Source organism: Thermoactinomyces sp. DSM 45892 (genome assembly GCF_900107305.1).
Classification (GTDB): Bacteria; Bacillota; Bacilli; order Thermoactinomycetales; family Thermoactinomycetaceae; genus Baia.
In genome coordinates this window covers 117,555-135,735 of record NZ_FNPL01000004.1, presented here as the reverse complement: position 1 = coordinate 135,735, position 18,181 = coordinate 117,555, and the positions used below count along the sequence as shown (strand labels likewise).

Below are 18,181 nucleotides of genomic sequence, written 5' to 3'. Positions count from 1 at the left end.
TTAAAAACAGGGGTGTCCTCTTTTGATAAAAGAGTATGACGGCCCATTTTTTTAAGCATTTAGCCTCTTTTTTTGTACATACCCTAGGACAGGAACACAAACTAATTTCTAGTCATACCTATAACAGAAATCATTTTAAAGGAGGTATAACATGTCTCAAGCCAATATACCTAATATTTCACCTACTATTTCCGTTACGAGGGAAGGTGCAGTAAATCTGTTGCTTTCCTCGATCGCATTAGAAGAGCTAGGCCTTAGCCATATTATTAATGCCGAAGGGGAAAAAATCCAATACGTTCTCGGAACACTCCCTGGGGTTTCAACTAACCTCCAACCCTCCATTAGCGATTTATTCCTGATTAATGAAAGCGTTCGCGACACGATAAATGTAATCACAAGGAAAGAATGGATTTTAAACGAGAAGTTAGCAAATACGATAGGTACACCCGTCACAGCAGGACCAACAGGACCCCAAGGACCAACAGGACCTCAAGGGTCATCCGGAGGACCTCCTGGACCTCAAGGACCAACAGGACCTCAGGGGCTAACCGGACCTCAAGGCGTTACTGGATCTCAGGGGCCCCAAGGGGTAACCGGTTCTTTTGCTACAGGTGATTTCTTATTTTTCGTTCAAGGAAACTCAGGCGCAAATGGAAATGCTTCCGTAGATTTCGGAGATATAATCAACTTTTTATCCGATACATTAGACATTACGGTAACACCCGGTTCCGCCAATGTACGGATCGAAGTACCCACAGGACCGACCGGACCCCAAGGCGACATCGGATCGACCGGACCTCAAGGCGTTACCGGACCTCAAGGACCGACCGGACCTCAAGGGGATACCGGGCCTCAAGGACCGACCGGACCTCAAGGGGATACCGGGCCTCAAGGCATTACCGGGCCTCAAGGTGATACCGGGCCCCAAGGACCGACCGGACCTCAAGGTGATACCGGGCCTCAAGGCGATACCGGGCCTCAAGGTGATACCGGGCCTCAAGGCGTTACCGGGCCTCAGGGGCTAACCGGACCTCAGGGACCGACCGGACCTCAAGGTGATACCGGGCCTCAAGGCGTTACCGGGCCTCAAGGCGTTACCGGACCTCAAGGCGTTACCGGACCTCAAGGCGTTACCGGACCTCAAGGACCAACAGGACCCCAAGGACCGACCGGACCTCAAGGGCCGACCGGACCTCAAGGTGACACAGGGCCCCAAGGATCGACCGGACCTCAAGGCGTTACCGGACCTCAAGGGGAGACGGGACCTCAAGGGGATACCGGGCCTCAAGGACCCACTGGGCCTCAAGGGCTAACCGGACCTCAAGGACTGACGGGACCTCAAGGACTGACGGGACCTCAAGGACCGACCGGACCTCAAGGACCGACCGGACCTCAAGGACCGACCGGACCTCAAGGGCTAACTGGAGATCCCTTCCCAGTAAATAGTTCCTTAAATGCAGCTGCAGCCCCCACATTCTCAATCCCCGCCGATGGTGCGGTTCCTTGGAATACACCAGGTAATGTCACTGGTAACAATATTACTCTTGGAGCAACTTTTGTCACGATTGCCACTGGTTCATATATGATTTTAGCTGGGCTAAATGGAACGGGGAACATAAGCGGTCAACTTCGAAGAAACGGTGTATTAATCCCAGGTGGCATTATGTCGGCACAGGCAAACAACGACGGCATTTCAATTGGAGCTTTCACCACTGGGCCTGCGCAAATATCTCTCCATGATCTGAATGCCTTAAGTAATGGCCGTGCCAATATACAAGTATTGCAGGTCGATGTTGTATAAGGAATAAGGAGGTGTAACATGTCTCAAGCTAATATCCCTAATATTTCACCTACTATTTCTGTCACGAGAGACGATGCAGTCAATCTATTACTGTCATCGATTGCGTTAGAAGAAGTAGGACTTAGCCATATCATTAACGCCGAGGGAGAAAAGCTACAGTACGTTCTCGGAACCCTCCCCGGAGTCTCAACCACTTTTCAACCCACTCTTAACGATCTACTTTCGATCAACACCAGTGTGCGCGACACGCTAAGTACCATCACGAAGAAAGAATGGATTCTAAATCAAAAGTTAGAAAACATATTAGACGGAGAAGATTCTCCGGTGGGATCTCCGGGACCTCAAGGGCCTCCCGGGCCCCCCGGACCATCAGGCGGACCCACTGGACCTCAAGGAAACGCTGGATCGACCGGGCCAACTGGGCCTCAAGGAAACGCTGGACCTCAAGGCGTTACAGGACCAACGGGAACGATCGCAACCGGTGCCTTCCTCTTTACAGTCCAAGGAAACTCAGGCGCAGATGGAAATGTTCCACTCGGCTTTGGCGACACCCTAGACTTCCTATCCGATACGTTAGACATTACGGTAACACCCGGTTCTGCTAATGTAAGACTAGAAGCTCCGACGGGATCGACCGGGCCTCAGGGCGATACCGGGCCTCAAGGACCAACAGGAGCTCAAGGCGATTCGGGATCCCAAGGAGAACCGGGACCCCAAGGAATCTCGGGACCTCAAGGACCGACTGGACCTCAAGGAATCTCGGGGGCTCAAGGAATCTCGGGACCCCAAGGAATCTCAGGACCCCAAGGAATCTCGGGGCCTCAGGGACCATCGGGAGCTCAAGGAATCTCGGGGGCTCAAGGAACGTCAGGGCCTCAAGGAATCTCAGGATCCCAGGGAATCTCAGGACCTCAAGGAACGTCAGGATCTCAAGGAATCTCGGGGGCTCAAGGAACGTCGGGGGCTCAAGGAATCTCGGGGGCTCAAGGAATCTCGGGGACTCAAGGAATCTCAGGGACTCAAGGAACGATCGGGACTCAAGGAACGACCGGGCCTCAAGGTGACACAGGATCTCAAGGCGATACCGGACCTCAAGGACCGATTGGGTCTCAAGGTGAAACAGGACCTCCACAAAGAGGCTCAGGACCTCAAGGCGGCACGGGACCTCAAGGAATTCCGGGAGCTCAAGGGATCTCGGGATCCCAAGGAATCTCAGGACCTCAAGGACCGACGGGACCCCAAGGAATCTCAGGACCTCAAGGTGGCACAGGAACACAGGGCAACACAGGGGCTCAAGGGCCTACTGGACTCCCCTTCATAGCCCAAAGTTATCTAAATGCAGCCGCAACCGGATTTACACTCGCTGCGAACGGTCCCGTTCCTTGGAACGTTCAAGGTAACTCGAAGGGTACCAATATCACTCATGTTGTGGGCGCTACTTTTATCGGAATCGCTGCTGGAGCCTATTATATTTCCGGTGGACTAAATGGTTCCGGCAATATGAACGTTCAACTTCTGAGGGACGGTGTATTAATTCCGGCTGGAGTGATGCAAGCACAGGTAACCGACGATGGGCTCTCAGTCGGAGCTTTCACCACCGGTCCCGCTCAACTTTCTATGATAAACGTTACCGCCATAACCAACTGTCGGGCCAATATCCAAATCTTACAGCTCGATCAATAATGAGGATTCCTACCCTTCAAAAAATATCCCCCTTTTAAGAGGCTCCTCTCTCAAAAGGGGGATTAAAGAAAACATTTGGATACATTCATTAGTACAGATAGTAGGAATCATTTAGAAGGAGGTATAACATGTCTCAAGCGAATATCCCTAACATTTCACCTACTATTTCCATTACGAGAGATGATGCAGTAAATCTGCTATTATCATCCATTGCGTTAGAAGAGCTAGGCTTAAGTCATATTATTAATGCTGAGGGAGAAAAACTCCAATACGTCCTCGGAACTCTCCCCGGGGTCTCAACCACCTTTCAACCCACTCTTAACGATTTACTTCTCATTAACAGTAGCGTCCGAGATACGATTAATGTAATCGGAAAGAAAGAATGGACGTTAAACGAAAAGCTAAGCAATATTTTAGAAACAGATGTTACGAGAGGGCCCTCAGGGCCTGAAGGACCCTCAGGACCCCCAGGGACCGCAGGATTAACAGGACCGCAGGGGCCAGACGGAACGACGGGAGATATTGGACCTCAAGGAGAAACCGGGCCTCAAGGGCTACCAGGGCCTCAAGGCTCTTTTACTACAGGTGGTTTCTTATTCTTGGTTCAAGGAAACTCAGGCGCAGATGGAAATGTTCCAGTCGGCTCTGGAGATATAATCAACTTTTTATCCGATACATTAGAAATTACCGTAACACCTGGCTCTGCCAATGTAAGAATGGAGGTTCCTACAGGTGAAAACGGACCTACTGGAACCATTGGGCCGGTTGGTCCGACAGGACCTCAAGGGGTTACCGGGCCTCAAGGGGACACGGGACCTCAAGGCGTTACAGGATCTCAAGGGGATGTCGGGCCTCAAGGGGACACGGGGCCTCAAGGCGTTACAGGACCTCAGGGACCGACAGGGCCTCAAGGGGACACGGGGCCTCAAGGGGACACGGGACCTCAAGGGGACACGGGACCTCAAGGGGACACGGGACCTCAAGGGGACACGGGACCTCAAGGCGTTACAGGACCTCAAGGCGTTACGGGGCCTCAAGGAGACACGGGGCCTCAAGGGGACACGGGGCCTCAAGGAGACACGGGGCCTCAAGGGGACACGGGGCCTCAAGGAGACACGGGACCTCAAGGGGACACGGGGCCTCAAGGCAGCACGGGACCTCAAGGCGTTATCGGGCCTCAAGGCGTTACCGGGCCTCAAGGCGTTACCGGGCCTCAAGGCGCAACAGGACCTCAAGGCGCAACAGGACCCCAAGGCAGCACGGGACCTCAAGGCAGCACGGGACCTCAAGGCAGCACGGGACCTCAAGGCAGCACGGGACCTCAAGGAAATGCTGGACCTCAAGGAAATACGGGGCCTCAAGGAAATACGGGGCCTCAAGGAAATACGGGGCCTCAAGGGCCAACAGGAACCTCCTTCTTACTGAATAGCTACCTAAATGCAGCTGCAACAGGAGCTGGAACTAGCGTCGCTGCCAACGGGCCAGTTCCTTGGAATACCCCAGGTAACTCCAACGGCCCAAATGTTACTCTCGGAGCGACTTTTGTCACGATTGCTACTGGCTTATATATGATTACAGCCGGACTAAATGGCGGCGGAAATATAAGCGCCCAAATTCGGAAAGATAACGTATTAATCCCAGGTGCCATTATGTCGGCAAATTCGAACAACGACGGTGTTTCAGTTGGGGCTTTCACCACTGGACCAGGACAAATATCTCTCAACAGCGTTAACGCCATAACAAATGCCCGTGCCAATATACAAGTCTTACAGATCGATTAAGGAGGTGTGACATGTCTCAAGCCAATATCCCTAATATTTCACCTACTATTTCTGTCACGAGAGACGATGCAGTCAATCTATTACTGTCATCGATTGCGTTAGAAGAAGTAGGACTTAGCCATATCATTAACGCCGAGGGAGAAAAGCTACAGTACGTTCTCGGAACTCTCCCCGGAGTCTCAACCACCTTTCAACCCACTCTTAACGATCTACTTTCGATCAACACCAGCGTGCGCGACACGCTAAGTACCATCACCAAGAAAGAATGGATTCTAAATCAAAAGTTAGAAAACGTATTAGATGGCGAAGATTCTCCAGCTGGAGCTCCGGGACCTCAAGGGCCTCCCGGGCCTCAAGGACCATCAGGCGGACCGACCGGGCCTCAAGGAAACGCAGGACCGATCGGGCCTACTGGACCTCAAGGAATCCCGGGACCTCAAGGCGTTACTGGACCAACAGGAACGATCGCAACCGGTGACTTCCTCTTTACAGTCCAAGGAAACTCAGGCGCAGATGGAAATGTTCCACTCGGTTTCGGAGATACCCTCAATTTTCTATCTGATACGTTAGAAATTACGGTAACACCTGGTTCTGCTAATGTAAGACTAGAAGCGCCGACGGGATCTACTGGACCTACAGGATCTCCGGGACCTCAAGGACCCACAGGGCCTCAAGGGAATGCGGGAGTTCAAGGGATCACAGGACCTCAAGGGAATGCGGGAGCTCAAGGAATCACAGGACCTCAAGGGAATGTAGGGACTCAAGGAGTCTCAGGGGCTCAAGGGATCACGGGACCTCAAGGAGATACGGGATCTCAAGGGGATATCGGAGCTCAAGGAATTACAGGGACTCAAGGAAATATTGGAACTCAAGGAATCACGGGACCTCAAGGGATTACAGGACCTGAAGGGGTCACGGGACCTGAAGGAATCACGGGACCTGAAGGAGATATCGGACCTCAAGGCGATACGGGGCCTCAAGGGGACGCTGGGCCTCAAGGCATTACAGGAACCCAAGGAGTCTCAGGGGCTCAAGGGATCACGGGACCTCAAGGCATCTCAGGACCTCAAGGAGATACCGGTCCTCAAGGATCGATTGGGTCTCAAGGTGACACAGGACCTCCACAAAGAGGCTCAGGACCTCAAGGCGGTACGGGACCTCAAGGGCCGACGGGAGATCAGGGCGAAACGGGATCCCAAGGAATCTCAGGACCTCAAGGACCGACGGGACCTCAAGGATCGTCCGGATCTCAAGGTAGCACAGGAACCCAGGGCAACACAGGGGCTCAAGGGCCTACTGGACTCCCCTTCATAGCCCAAAGTTATCTAAATGCAGCCGCAACCGGATTTACACTCGCTGCGAACGGTCCTGTTCCTTGGAATGTTCAAGGTAACTCGAAGGGTACCAATATCACTCATGTGGTGGGCGCTACTTTTATCGGAATCGCTGCTGGAGCCTATTATATTTCCGGTGGACTAAATGGGTCTGGTAATATGAACGTTCAACTTCTGAGAGATGGTGTATTAATTCCGGCTGGAGTCATGCAAGCACAAGTAAACGATGACGGGCTCTCAGTCGGGGCTTTCACCACCGGACCCGCTCAAATATCTATGATCAACGTTACCGCCATAACCAACTGTCGGGCCAATATCCAAATCTTACAGCTCGATCAATAATGAGGATTCCTACCCTTCAAAAAATAACCCCCTTTTAAGAGGCTCCTCTCTCAAAAGGGGGTTTTACTGTATAACATCTGCGCCTAGGATACCTCGCCCTTTTTTCTAAATAAAGAAAATCTGAATAAATCGTTTAGTACATGCCTTCGTGGCCAAGCATACCTATAATAAGACTCTACGTAAGGAGGTATATTATGTCTCAAGCTAACATTCCTAATATTTCACCGAACATAAACATCACAAGAGAAGATGCAGTAAATCTACTATTATCATCCATTGCGTTAGAAGAACTAGGATTAAGTCATATTATTAATGCCGAGGGGGAAAAACTCCAATACGTTCTCGGAACTCTCCCCGGAGTCTCAACATCCTTCCAACCCACGATTAGCGATTTACTCACGATCAACAATAGTGTTCGCGATACGATTAATGTAATCGGGAAAAAGGAATGGATCCTAAATGAAAAGCTAGAAAATGTGTTAAACACAGACGTTACAAGGGGACCCACGGGATCGGCTGGTGCCACTGGACCTACAGGACCATCAGGAGGACCTCCGGGACCTGCAGGGGCGACAGGGCCTTCTGGACCTCCGGGACCTGCGGGTGCCACTGGAGTGACCGGGCCTCAAGGGGCGACGGGACCGACGGGATCTTTTGCTACAGGTGATTTTTTATTTTTGGTTCAAGGGAATTCAGGAGCTGACGGAAGCGTTCCACTCGGCTTTGGAGATACACTAAACTTTATATCTAATGTGTTAGAAATCACGGTAACACCCGGCTCTGCCAATGTGAGTTTAGAACTACCCACTGGAACGACGGGAGCCATCGCAGGTATCATTAAAGCAATCGTTGCAGAACTCAGTCTTACTGGTTCTACAGGAGCAACTGGACCTCAAGGCGGAACTGGACCTCAAGGCGGAACTGGGCCTCAAGGGGTCACTGGGCCTCAAGGGGTCACTGGACCTCAAGGCGATACCGGACCTCAAGGCGATACCGGACCTCAAGGCGATACCGGGCCTCAAGGAAATACCGGACCTCAAGGAAATACCGGACCTCAAGGCGATACCGGACCTCAAGGCGATACCGGACCTCAAGGCGATACCGGGCCTCAAGGAAATACCGGACCTCAAGGCGATACCGGGCCTCAAGGAAATACCGGACCCCAAGGAAATACCGGGCCTCAAGGCGGCACGGGGCCCCAAGGGAATACCGGGCCTCAAGGAAATACCGGACCCCAAGGGAATACCGGGCCTCAAGGCGGCACGGGGCCCCAAGGACCTACGGGTGCAGTGGCAAATAGCTTTATGTTTGCTACCATAACCGGAGCCGGAAATACTCCTGCTATTGCTGCAGGTAATCCTGTACCTTATGACACGATTCTCACTCAATTTGGTTCTGGCGAAATAGTACTTGATACAGGGGCAGGAGGATCAACCGGAACCGTTACCTTAGCTTCCAACCATTATTACGAGGTAAATTATTCCGCAAGAAATACAACGAATAATGCTACATTCGAGTTACAATTAAACGGAGCCCTTATTCAAGGAACACAGGTAGCACAATCTAATAACACCAACTCTTCTAACTCCGCAGTAGCCATTATTCAAATACCACCAGGTCCTTCTGGATCATTGCAGGTTGTAGTCCAAACTGCAGGAGCAGTAGCAAGAGCACAATGTGGACTTTCTATCATCATGTTACGTTGACAAATTGGTAAATCGATGATCGTGCCCGATTCAGTTATGAAGAATATTTAACAGTCATATCAATCGATTAATAAGCACCGCCCTTAGAAAGTTTCTAGCTCTCTAAGGGCGGTGTACCATGTAACGGCCTTCCCCGAGGATACCTCGCCTTTTTTTGCCTATTAAACGATGATAGAGGAAAAAAAGTAGTACGTATAGTAAGAATCCAACGTATAAATAGTAGGAATATTTCATTAAGGAGGTATACCATGTCTCAAGCGAATATACCTAATATTTCACCGAATATAAACATTACCAGAGAAGATGCAGTAAATCTGCTATTATCATCCATTGCCTTAGAAGAACTAGGATTAAGTCATATTATTAATGCTGAGGGAGAAAAACTCCAATACGTTCTCGGAACGCTTCCCGGAGTCTCAACCTCCTTCCAACCCACGATTAGCGATTTACTTACGATCAATAATAGCGTTCGCGATACGATTAATGTAATCGGAAAAAAAGAATGGATCCTAAATGAGAAGCTAGAAAATGTATTAAACACAGATGTTACCAGAGGGCCAACAGGACCCCAAGGGCCAGCAGGAGTCACAGGATCATCAGGCGGACCTCCCGGACCTCCGGGGGCAACGGGACCTCAGGGACCATCAGGGCCAGCGGGAGCGGTCGGAGCTACAGGGGACACTGGGCCTCCAGGAACTACTGGACCTCAAGGGCCGACTGGATCTTTTGCTACAGGAGATTTCTTATTCTTGGTTCAAGGGAACTTCGGCGCGGATGGAAATGCTCCCGTCGATTTCGGAGATACGCTCAACTTCATATCGGATACATTAGAAATCACGGTAACACCTGGTTCTGCCATCGTAAAACTAGAAGTGCCCACCGGCGCAAACGGCACTACTGGAGCTACTGGACCTCAAGGACCGACCGGGGCAGATGGGGCGGACGGCGCTACAGGGCCTCAAGGGAACACTGGGCCTCAGGGACCTACGGGCGCTGGCTCCGATGGTGCTACGGGACCTCAAGGGAACACTGGGCCTCAGGGACCTACGGGTGCTGGCTCCGATGGCGCTACGGGACCTCAAGGACCCACTGGGCCTCAGGGACCTACGGGTGCTGGCTCCGATGGCGCTACGGGACCTCAAGGACCCACTGGGCCTCAGGGACCTACGGGCGCTGGCTCCGATGGTGCTACGGGACCTCAAGGGAACACTGGGCCTCAGGGACCTACGGGCGCTGGCTCCGATGGTGCTACGGGACCTCAAGGACCCACTGGGCCTCAAGGACCTACCGGCGCTGGCTCTGATGGCGCTACGGGACCTCAAGGACCCACTGGACCTACTGGAGTGGGAGCCCAAGGGGTGACAGGAGCGACGGGACCTACTGGGGTAAATGGAGCGAACGGAGCGACGGGACCTACTGGAGCTAGCGGACCTCAAGGACCCACTGGACCTACATCTGCTTTTCCTGCAGCTTTCGGGGCGTTTATGGGGGATAATACTGCGGGTATAACCGTGGCGGCGGGAGGAAGAATAGGATACAACCTAACTGAAAGTGCAGTTGGTGTAGTATCAAGTGGTTTTGCTGCTTCCCCAACCGGTACTTTATTTACTGTAACTGGTGCTGGCGTATATCTGATGATATCCACTATTACAGCTCGTAACTCCAGTGTATTTGCATTCGAAGTAAATGGCACACAACGAACAAACACCATTGCCGCAGTAATAGGAGAAACAGGTCCCGGTTCTATCACTATCATGGATGTATTGCCATTAAATGCAGGATCTACTATCGGGGTTCGAAATGCATCAAATAATGGTAGTGTTGCAACGCTATTCAACACTACCACTGCAGGGCGAGTACCAGCGTACTCAAGTATCGCTATTACCCGAATTGGATAATATGATAAAGTGAATCAAAAAAGTTAAAGATGTAATCAAACCTGTAGGGTATGTGTCCGGTATTAACGACACATACCCTTTATTCGTTTTATCTTTCATTTCGAAATCGCTCCTGGCTTCTCTCTAGAAATCTCCTAGATAAATACGAAGGACGAGTTGTCGCTACGAATACCCTACGTCCTTCGTATTTGGCTTGAAAATGGTTGTGTTTCAAAACAGTGTTCGTGACTTGATAGGGACATTGGTGTATGCTGGTGATATACCTATAGTTTCGCATCACCTCCTTAGAGAGTGGTGAGTGTAGAGGATGGGCCGGACTACTGGGGGTAGTCTAGAACATATATCTACACTTCCATTACGAGCCTGTGAGAGTGTGGGAAGTTCTAGGAGCGTTCGTCTTTTTCTTCGAATGTTTCTCGTAGCTTCTTCCATAGTCTAAAGGCTTCTTTTTCTTTTTGGATAACACTAAAGATATCAACGGATCGGCCACCGAAGACTTTTACGCCTTCGGTGATGGCGGCTTGTACCATGTCGAACATCTTAAATTCGATCTTCTGACCGTCAGTGGTAATGATCTGAATCAGACTCATGCGCCGTTCGGGTATATGATCGATGGAACACTTAACACAAGGCTGGACTTCGCCGTCTTTAATCTTGTATCCAGTCTCTTGCTCTAGAATCTTTACACTTGGATTACGGTGAACATCGTCCATAAAGGACTTAATCTTCTCTCTCGATCCTTCTACTTGAAGTTTTAACAATTTCCAAACACTCCGTTCTGTTGTTTTTAGAAAATCAGAAATAGGGCAGGTATACTGTTAAGAATTTACTGCATCGTCAGCTAAATTATATTTTATTGATTAAATTTTTTCAATATTAAGGTATTTTAACTTTAGAACTGGCACGAGTGGGGTTACAGCGATCGTGAATATCTATTTTACTGGGCTTGTCTCGATAGAAGGGGATTGATTTTAACGTGGAGAATTAAAATGATAAAAGATTTTCTATTTTGAATATTTTTCTGTGCATCCTAACAAAGAAAGGAAGCTCAATATGGAGAACACGCCTTACGCAGAGGCTAACTTAGCTCGATATGTCGTGAAAAAAGCAAGAAAGGATTTAGGATTAAATCAGAAGGATCTCGAAGATGTGAATTTGTCTGCTTCGACGATTAGTAATATTGAGCGCGGAGAAGTCGATCCGAGGGATGATACGTTTGCCTATTTACTGAAGAAGTTGAAGCTCGATCGAATGAAGCTGGGTTCGCTAATCCGTCAAGAACAGCACGCTATGGAAGAATTGAGATTCTACTTTGACTGTATCGAGACGATGCTAGATATTCAAAGTTTTGGTCCAACAGAGGGGAAGCTCGAAATACTGAATAAGCTAGAAGCAGTGAAACTCGAAGACTTTCATGCATTCGCCCCGTGGCTCTCTTACTTAAAAGGTCGCTACTACTATAAAAATAAGGAATTCAAAAAAGCACGCTCTCACTTTGAACAAGCCATCCAGCTATGCAGAATCCATAAGTTAGAGCCCGAAGATAACATCATTAGCCTATGCTATAACCAATTAAGCAACTGTAGCTACCATCAAAATGACTTCTTGAGTGCCTTGGCACATGTAAAAAATGGGCTTGAAGCCATTGATATCACTAAAAAAAGACCAGATGTTCTACACTTCCTATTAAGCAATAAAATTCTATATCTTATGAATTCTTCTCAATCTGATTTAGCTCTACGATACCTAAATGAGTTATGGAAATCTCTACCTGAAATAGAGAGTATTTCAACTCGACTAAATTTATATAAATACCGTTCCACCCTATTACGAGAACGAGAAGAATTTGATGCTGCGATCCAAATGTGCAGAGAAGGAATGGAACTTGCACGGAGAAATCAAATTCAGCACAGTCACCTTGATTTGTTGAACATCCTAGGGAGCATTTACATGAAACAATCATTATTCGATAAAGCTTTGCTACGATTTCAAATGGTTCTAGAGATTGATAGAAATTTAGAATATCAACGAAGACATATCGATACTCACTCCTACTTAGCTGTTCTCTTTCTCTCGCAAAGAGATTGGGAACGTGCGCACACTCACATCCAAGAGGCGATTCAGATCAGCCGAAAGGTACCTGTTGTATTTCGTTTATCTAAAGCCTTGATAATCCAAGGAAATTGCTTGAGTCACCAGAAAAAATATGCTGATGCCATCCCATTTTTTCGAGAATCCGTTGAACTTACGGAAAAGCACGGCTTTAAGCATCGTCAATATTCTGCTTTATTGAAACTGGCTCACTGTTTCGATATGATGAAAAGTAATAATGAGTTCATCAATTGCATTCAAGACATCTACACACTACAAAAAGAACTCAATGTAAAGAGCGAGGATGATCTCTATGAATTATAAATGGCATATAGTCACTCCTTCATTTCAATTGGGCAATGATGATGAAACAGACAATTAATCATATAGAGTCAAAATCGAGAACACCAAACAAATGATTTGTATGGGTTGACACCTCAACATGCCACTTAGGTGATGATGACCACTTACTTAACGATATATACTACAACCCATTCTCTATATAAAACAAATTAGATTGATATAAAAGAAGAAGCGCCGTTCGCGATGAACAGCTCTTCTTCTTTTATATTTAGGGCGATCCTGTTTATCCGTCAATCTTCTTGATATTAATAGAAGCGTATGCAGGAACTCGGTCTGGACCTGTGAATGAGCCGGTTAGTAGCGTGGTAATAAACGAACCCCCGTTTCCACATCTGAGAGAAATCCTTTGCCCTGCATTCAGTTGAACGATGTATGGGATGGTTGCGGATCCCGGTCCAAATCCAGTTAGGCCCGCAATGGCTACAAGGGTTTCAGGGATTTCTGTATCATCTACGTAGTAATCAAAGACCCCTCTTGATCCTTCGGCAACTGAAATCGCAGCAATGGCTTGGTAGGTACCCGCTATCCCTACAATGAACTCAGTGCCAGTTGTACCCACAGAAGTAATATTGGGATCTGATTTTAGGGCTGCATTAAATAGGATTGGCTGTGCTCCTTCGAGTGTTACGATCGTATTGCTAGATCCAGCGTAGCTTACCGAAACATCAGTCGGTAGCACGAAAGGTTCTGGGCAACAGCATTGGTAGGAATTGACCCCTATTTCTTCTGGAGAAGATCCGACTGGAACTACCGTAATCACAGTGCTGGTGTGTCCATCGATAACGGAAACATTGTCGTCTGTTCGGTTGGCCACAAAGATGCGATTCGTTGGGCAATCGATACTGATATTGCTCGGATCACTCCCTACTGGAATCGCGGCGATGATGGGATTCCCTTCATTCCCACTTACCACGATGACCTGATTGAGGCCTATATCCCCTACATAAATTCGATTATCCGCCGGATTAACTGCGATTCCAGCAACACTGGAGAAGCCGAGCCCACCGTTATTAATGGTTCCAGTTATCGTATTGGTTTCCCCGTCGATAATAGAAACGTAACCTCCATCAAACGTGCCGACATAGATCAAGTTGGTGATAGGATTAACGGCGATTCCCGTAGTACCGAGATCATCTGGACTTGCATAGGTCACGGTAGAGATGATGGTATGGGTAGTTCCATCAATCACACTAACATACCCGATTAGAGAAAGGTCACGACTGGTAACATAAGTGCGATTCGTGGCCTCGTTTACTGCTGCATATAGACCTTCTCCCGGCAAAATGATGTCGGTGGTGATGACCGCATAGGTATCTCCATCGATGACGGAGACCGAACCGTTCGGAGTTCCTGCACTGACAGCATAGATCCGATTAGTAACCCGATTGATCGCTGTATGTCGTGGATTATCTGCAACGGAAATCGTGGTAATAAGCGTATTGACATTGCCATCGTATACAGAGACTAATCCTGGAGCCTTATTACTAGTTACAAATACCCGATTTAGGGATGGGTTCACAGCTACACCATATGGAGAATCGACTGTGATGGTGGTATTGATTACATTGGTATTCCCATCGATAACAGAGACGGTATCACTACCATTATTGGCAACGTAGAGGAATCCTCCACCGAGAATGGAATCATTCACCTCTGACGGGCAGGTACAGCATTCGTCTGGTGGAGCGAATACACCGATATCAAAAGGACTCAAGCTTACTGGGATCGTGGCCATGATCGTGTTAGTAGATCCGTCGAGAACATAGACCACATTGGTACTGTTGCCAAGTGAATAGATCCGGTTGGATGCAGAATTTACTCCGATTCCAACACCTGTAGCGGTTGTAACGGTAGCGAGGATTGATAAGTTAGTACTATCAATAACCGACACAACAGGGATATTTTCATGCGCAACATAAATCCGTTTCGTGGCTGTATCTACTCGGACTCCCCTAGGGCTTTCTCCCACAAGAATCGTGGCGATAACGGTATTCGTCATTCCCGAGATAACCGATATGTCGTTCGTGGAAGTATTAGATGCATAGATTCGATCGTGAATGCAATCAACTGCTGTAGAGAAGGTTCTCCCCCCAGTTGAGACAGTAGCAAGGGTCGTATGGGTAAATCCATCGATGACATACACAACACCGTTGGTATCATTATTAGGGATATAGATCCGATTTGTGGCCGGGTTTACTCCCACCGATCCAATAATGTTACCAGCACCAAACGCGACGGTGATAGTAGCGAGGATGGTATTCGTATTCCCACTGATCACAGATACCGCATTGGAGAGATTGTTAGCCACATAAATCTCATTGCTGGCTGTATCTACTCCCACTGCCGTTGGAAACTCCCCAACCATAATCGTCATGAGGACCGTATTCGTCGTGCTATCGATGACAGAGACGGTATTGTCAAAACTATTCGCTACATAGACACGGCGGGTAGCCGGATTCACTCCGACACCACTTGGATTTCCTCCAACCATAATCGTGGTAAAGATGAGATTCGTATCTCCATCGATGACCGTGACAGTATTCCCGTCAAATTGGGATACATAAAGTGGATTCTGGAGTACCACTGGTAATGCTGAATCTGGCTCTGGGCAACAGCATTCATTGCAAGAGTTTGCACCTACCCTGCGTGGGCTTGATCCTACCGGAACAGTAGCGTATACGGTGTTAGAGTTTCCGTCGATAACAGAAACATCATTACTGTCTGAATTAACTACGTAGATGCGGTTTCGTTCGGTGTCTATCCCTATTCCAGATGTACCTGCCCCTGTCTGAATGGTAGCGATAATCTCATTCGTTTCGCCATTGATAACAGAAACCACTCCAACTCCAGGATTCGAATCATCCACTACATAGATCCGATTGGTATTCGAGTTGACCTGTACACCTCGTGGCGAAGATCCTACGGCAATAAGAGCGATTATGTTGTTGGTCGCACCATCTAGGACGGTAACGTTACTATCCCCACCGTTGGGTATATAGTATCTACCGGTGACCGTGTTAACTCCGACACCAAAGGGGGTAAGTCCTACGGCAGGAGTAGTAATCACTGTCTGCGTCTCTCCATTGATGACAGAGACTGTTCCATCTGCCTGATTTACTACATAGATTCGATTCGTAGAACAGTTAATCCCCAATCCTTCCCCACCTGGTAGATTTCCTACTGTAATGACAGTGGTTACGGTATTCGTATTTCCACTGATGACAGAGACTGTTCCATCTGTTGTATTTGCGACATAGATCAGGTTGGTGGACTGATTCACTCCTAGTGAACGAGGTAAAGATCCTACCGAGATTGTAGCGATAACGGTATTGGTCATTTCATCGATGACAGAAACATCGTTACTACTTGCATTGGCTACATAGATGAGTTCTGAGGCACAGTTGACTCCAATCCCCTCAGGACTTAATCCGACTGTAATCGTACCGAGAACGGTATTGGTGTTGCCGTCCACTACGCTGATGGTGTTGTCATTGGTATTGGCTACATAGAATCTGGAGGTGATCGGGAACCCAGTTGGACCGGTGACTCCAGTTGGACCGGTTGGGCCGGTGTCTCCCGTGCTTCCCGTTGGACCGGTTGGGCCCGTTTCTCCGATGATTCCCGTGGCTCCCGTTTCTCCGGTTGGACCGGTGACTCCTGTGGCTCCCGTTTCTCCGGTTGGGCCGGTGTCTCCTGTGGCTCCCGTTTCTCCGGTTGGACCGGTGGCTCCCGTTGCTCCCGTTATCCCGGCTCCCGTACCCGTACCTGGGGGGCCGGCTGGGCCGGTTGGGCCTGTCGCTCCTGTGGCTCCCGTTATCCCGGCTCCTGTACCCGTACCTGGGGGACCAGCTGGACCGGTTGGGCCTGTCGCTCCCGTAGCTCCCGTTATCCCGGCTCCTGTACCCGTACCTGGGGGGCCGGCTGGGCCTGTTGGGCCTGTCGCTCCCGTAGCTCCCGTTATCCCGGCTCCTGTACCCGTACCTGGGGGGCCGGCTGGACCTGTCGGGCCTGTCGCTCCCGTAGCTCCCGTTATCCCGGCTCCTGTACCCGTACCTGGGGGGCCGGCTGGGCCTGTCGGACCTGTCGCTCCCGTAGCTCCCGTTATCCCGGCTCCCGTACCCGTACCTGGGGGGCCGGCTGGGCCTGTTGGGCCTGTCGCTCCTGTGGCTCCAACTGTCCCAGTTGCCCCTGTGGGCACCTCTAGCCTCACATTGGCAGAACCGGGGGTTACCGTAATTTCGAGTGTATTGGATAAGAAGTTGAGGATATCTCCAAATCCGAGTGGAATACTTCCGTCCGCTCCTGAGTTTCCTTGAACCAAAAATAAGAAGTCACCTGTAACAAAAACTCCTGTAGGACCTTGAGACCCAGTATTCCCTTGAGGTCCTGTCGCACCCTGAGGTCCGGTAGAACCCTGAGGTCCGGTTGCACCTTGGGGTCCTGTGTTCCCTTGGGGACCCGAAGCCCCCGTGACCCCTGTGGTTCCAACTTCTCCAGCTGGTCCAGGAGGGCCTGAAGGTCCAGTTACACCCGCAGGTCCAGGAGGGCCTCCTGATGATCCCGTGGCTCCAGCTGGTCCTTGAGGTCCTGTTGGCCCCCTCGTAACATCTGTGTTTAACACATTTTCTAGCTTCTCATTTAGGATCCATTCTTTCTTCCCGATTACGTTAATCGTATCGCGAACGCTACTGTTAATCAGGAGTAGATCGCTAATGGAAGGTTGAAAGACTGCTGAGACCCCAGGGAGAGTTCCGAGAACGTATTGGAGCTTTTCACCCTCAGCATTAATAATATGGCTTAAGCCTAGTTCTTCTAGAGCGATGGATGACAGCAACAGATTCACTGCATCTTCTCTGGTAATGCTTATATTTGGTGAAATGTTAGGAATATTAGCTTGAGACATTTTTTCCCTCCTAACTAACAAAATTCCCGACATGTTTATTCTTTCGAATGGCTATATATGCTTTTTTATTAGCAAGGAATCATACTAAATAGAACAATTATTCATAGAATGATAGAAAAAGGACGACAAAAAGACCCCTGAGCTAATGCTAGCAGTCAATAAAATCTACCAAACCCTAAATGGCCTACTAGGCTTTTTTCCGAGGAGAAATAGTTTTTTTCTAAACACCTAAGTACAACAAGACAGTCTATTTTTGTTTCATATTTAAGTCACTATGCA

The 18,181-nt window shown here is 49.1% G+C and carries 8 protein-coding genes and 1 pseudogene; 7 read left to right on the top strand and 2 right to left on the bottom strand.

Features of this window, described 5'->3' with window-relative positions; all coding sequences use genetic code 11:
- Positions 1-151: 151 nt before the first annotated feature.
- From BLU58_RS17160 to BLU58_RS16045, 6 genes and pseudogenes are all read left to right on the top strand, one after another.
- The gene (locus BLU58_RS17160) at positions 152-1,801 is read left to right on the top strand and encodes an alpha-helical endospore appendage domain-containing protein (protein ID WP_093291044.1); all 1,650 of its coding nucleotides are present in this window, start codon (positions 152-154) and stop codon (positions 1,799-1,801) included.
- 18 nt (positions 1,802-1,819) lie between these two features.
- Positions 1,820-3,484: an alpha-helical endospore appendage domain-containing protein gene (locus BLU58_RS16640; RefSeq protein WP_093291043.1), complete on the top strand. Its 1,665-nt coding sequence runs from the start codon at positions 1,820-1,822 to the stop codon at positions 3,482-3,484.
- Between the two features lie 716 nt (positions 3,485-4,200).
- A pseudogene (locus BLU58_RS17260) lies at positions 4,201-4,560 on the top strand (bclA protein); the annotation flags it as partial.
- A 716-nt stretch (positions 4,561-5,276) separates the two neighbouring features.
- Positions 5,277-6,941, top strand: a complete 1,665-nt coding sequence (locus BLU58_RS04560; protein ID WP_093291041.1) for an alpha-helical endospore appendage domain-containing protein — start codon at positions 5,277-5,279, stop codon at positions 6,939-6,941.
- Positions 6,942-7,135: 194 nt separating this feature from the next.
- Entirely contained in the window at positions 7,136-8,647 is a 1,512-nt protein-coding gene (locus tag BLU58_RS04550; protein ID WP_143123702.1) for an alpha-helical endospore appendage domain-containing protein, read from the top strand.
- A 248-nt stretch (positions 8,648-8,895) separates the two neighbouring features.
- The gene (locus tag BLU58_RS16045; RefSeq protein ID WP_143123701.1) at positions 8,896-10,545 is read left to right on the top strand and encodes an alpha-helical endospore appendage domain-containing protein; all 1,650 of its coding nucleotides are present in this window, start codon (positions 8,896-8,898) and stop codon (positions 10,543-10,545) included.
- 383 nt (positions 10,546-10,928) lie between these two features.
- On the opposite strand, the gene BLU58_RS04535 is transcribed toward BLU58_RS16045, so the two are convergent.
- Positions 10,929-11,306 carry a hypothetical protein gene (locus BLU58_RS04535; protein ID WP_093291038.1) on the bottom strand — a complete coding sequence of 126 codons (378 nt, stop codon included), beginning with the start codon at positions 11,304-11,306 and terminating at the stop codon, positions 10,929-10,931.
- Between the two features lie 292 nt (positions 11,307-11,598).
- On the opposite strand from BLU58_RS04535, the gene BLU58_RS04530 reads away from it, so the two are divergent.
- Positions 11,599-12,960: a helix-turn-helix domain-containing protein gene (locus BLU58_RS04530; RefSeq protein WP_093291037.1), complete on the top strand. Its 1,362-nt coding sequence runs from the start codon at positions 11,599-11,601 to the stop codon at positions 12,958-12,960.
- Positions 12,961-13,222: 262 nt separating this feature from the next.
- Here the strand turns inward: BLU58_RS04530 and BLU58_RS04525 are convergent, their stop codons facing one another.
- Positions 13,223-17,902, bottom strand: coding sequence for an alpha-helical endospore appendage domain-containing protein (locus tag BLU58_RS04525; RefSeq protein ID WP_093291036.1), 4,680 nt, complete (start codon positions 17,900-17,902; stop codon positions 13,223-13,225).
- Between the last annotated feature and the right edge of the window lie 279 nt (positions 17,903-18,181).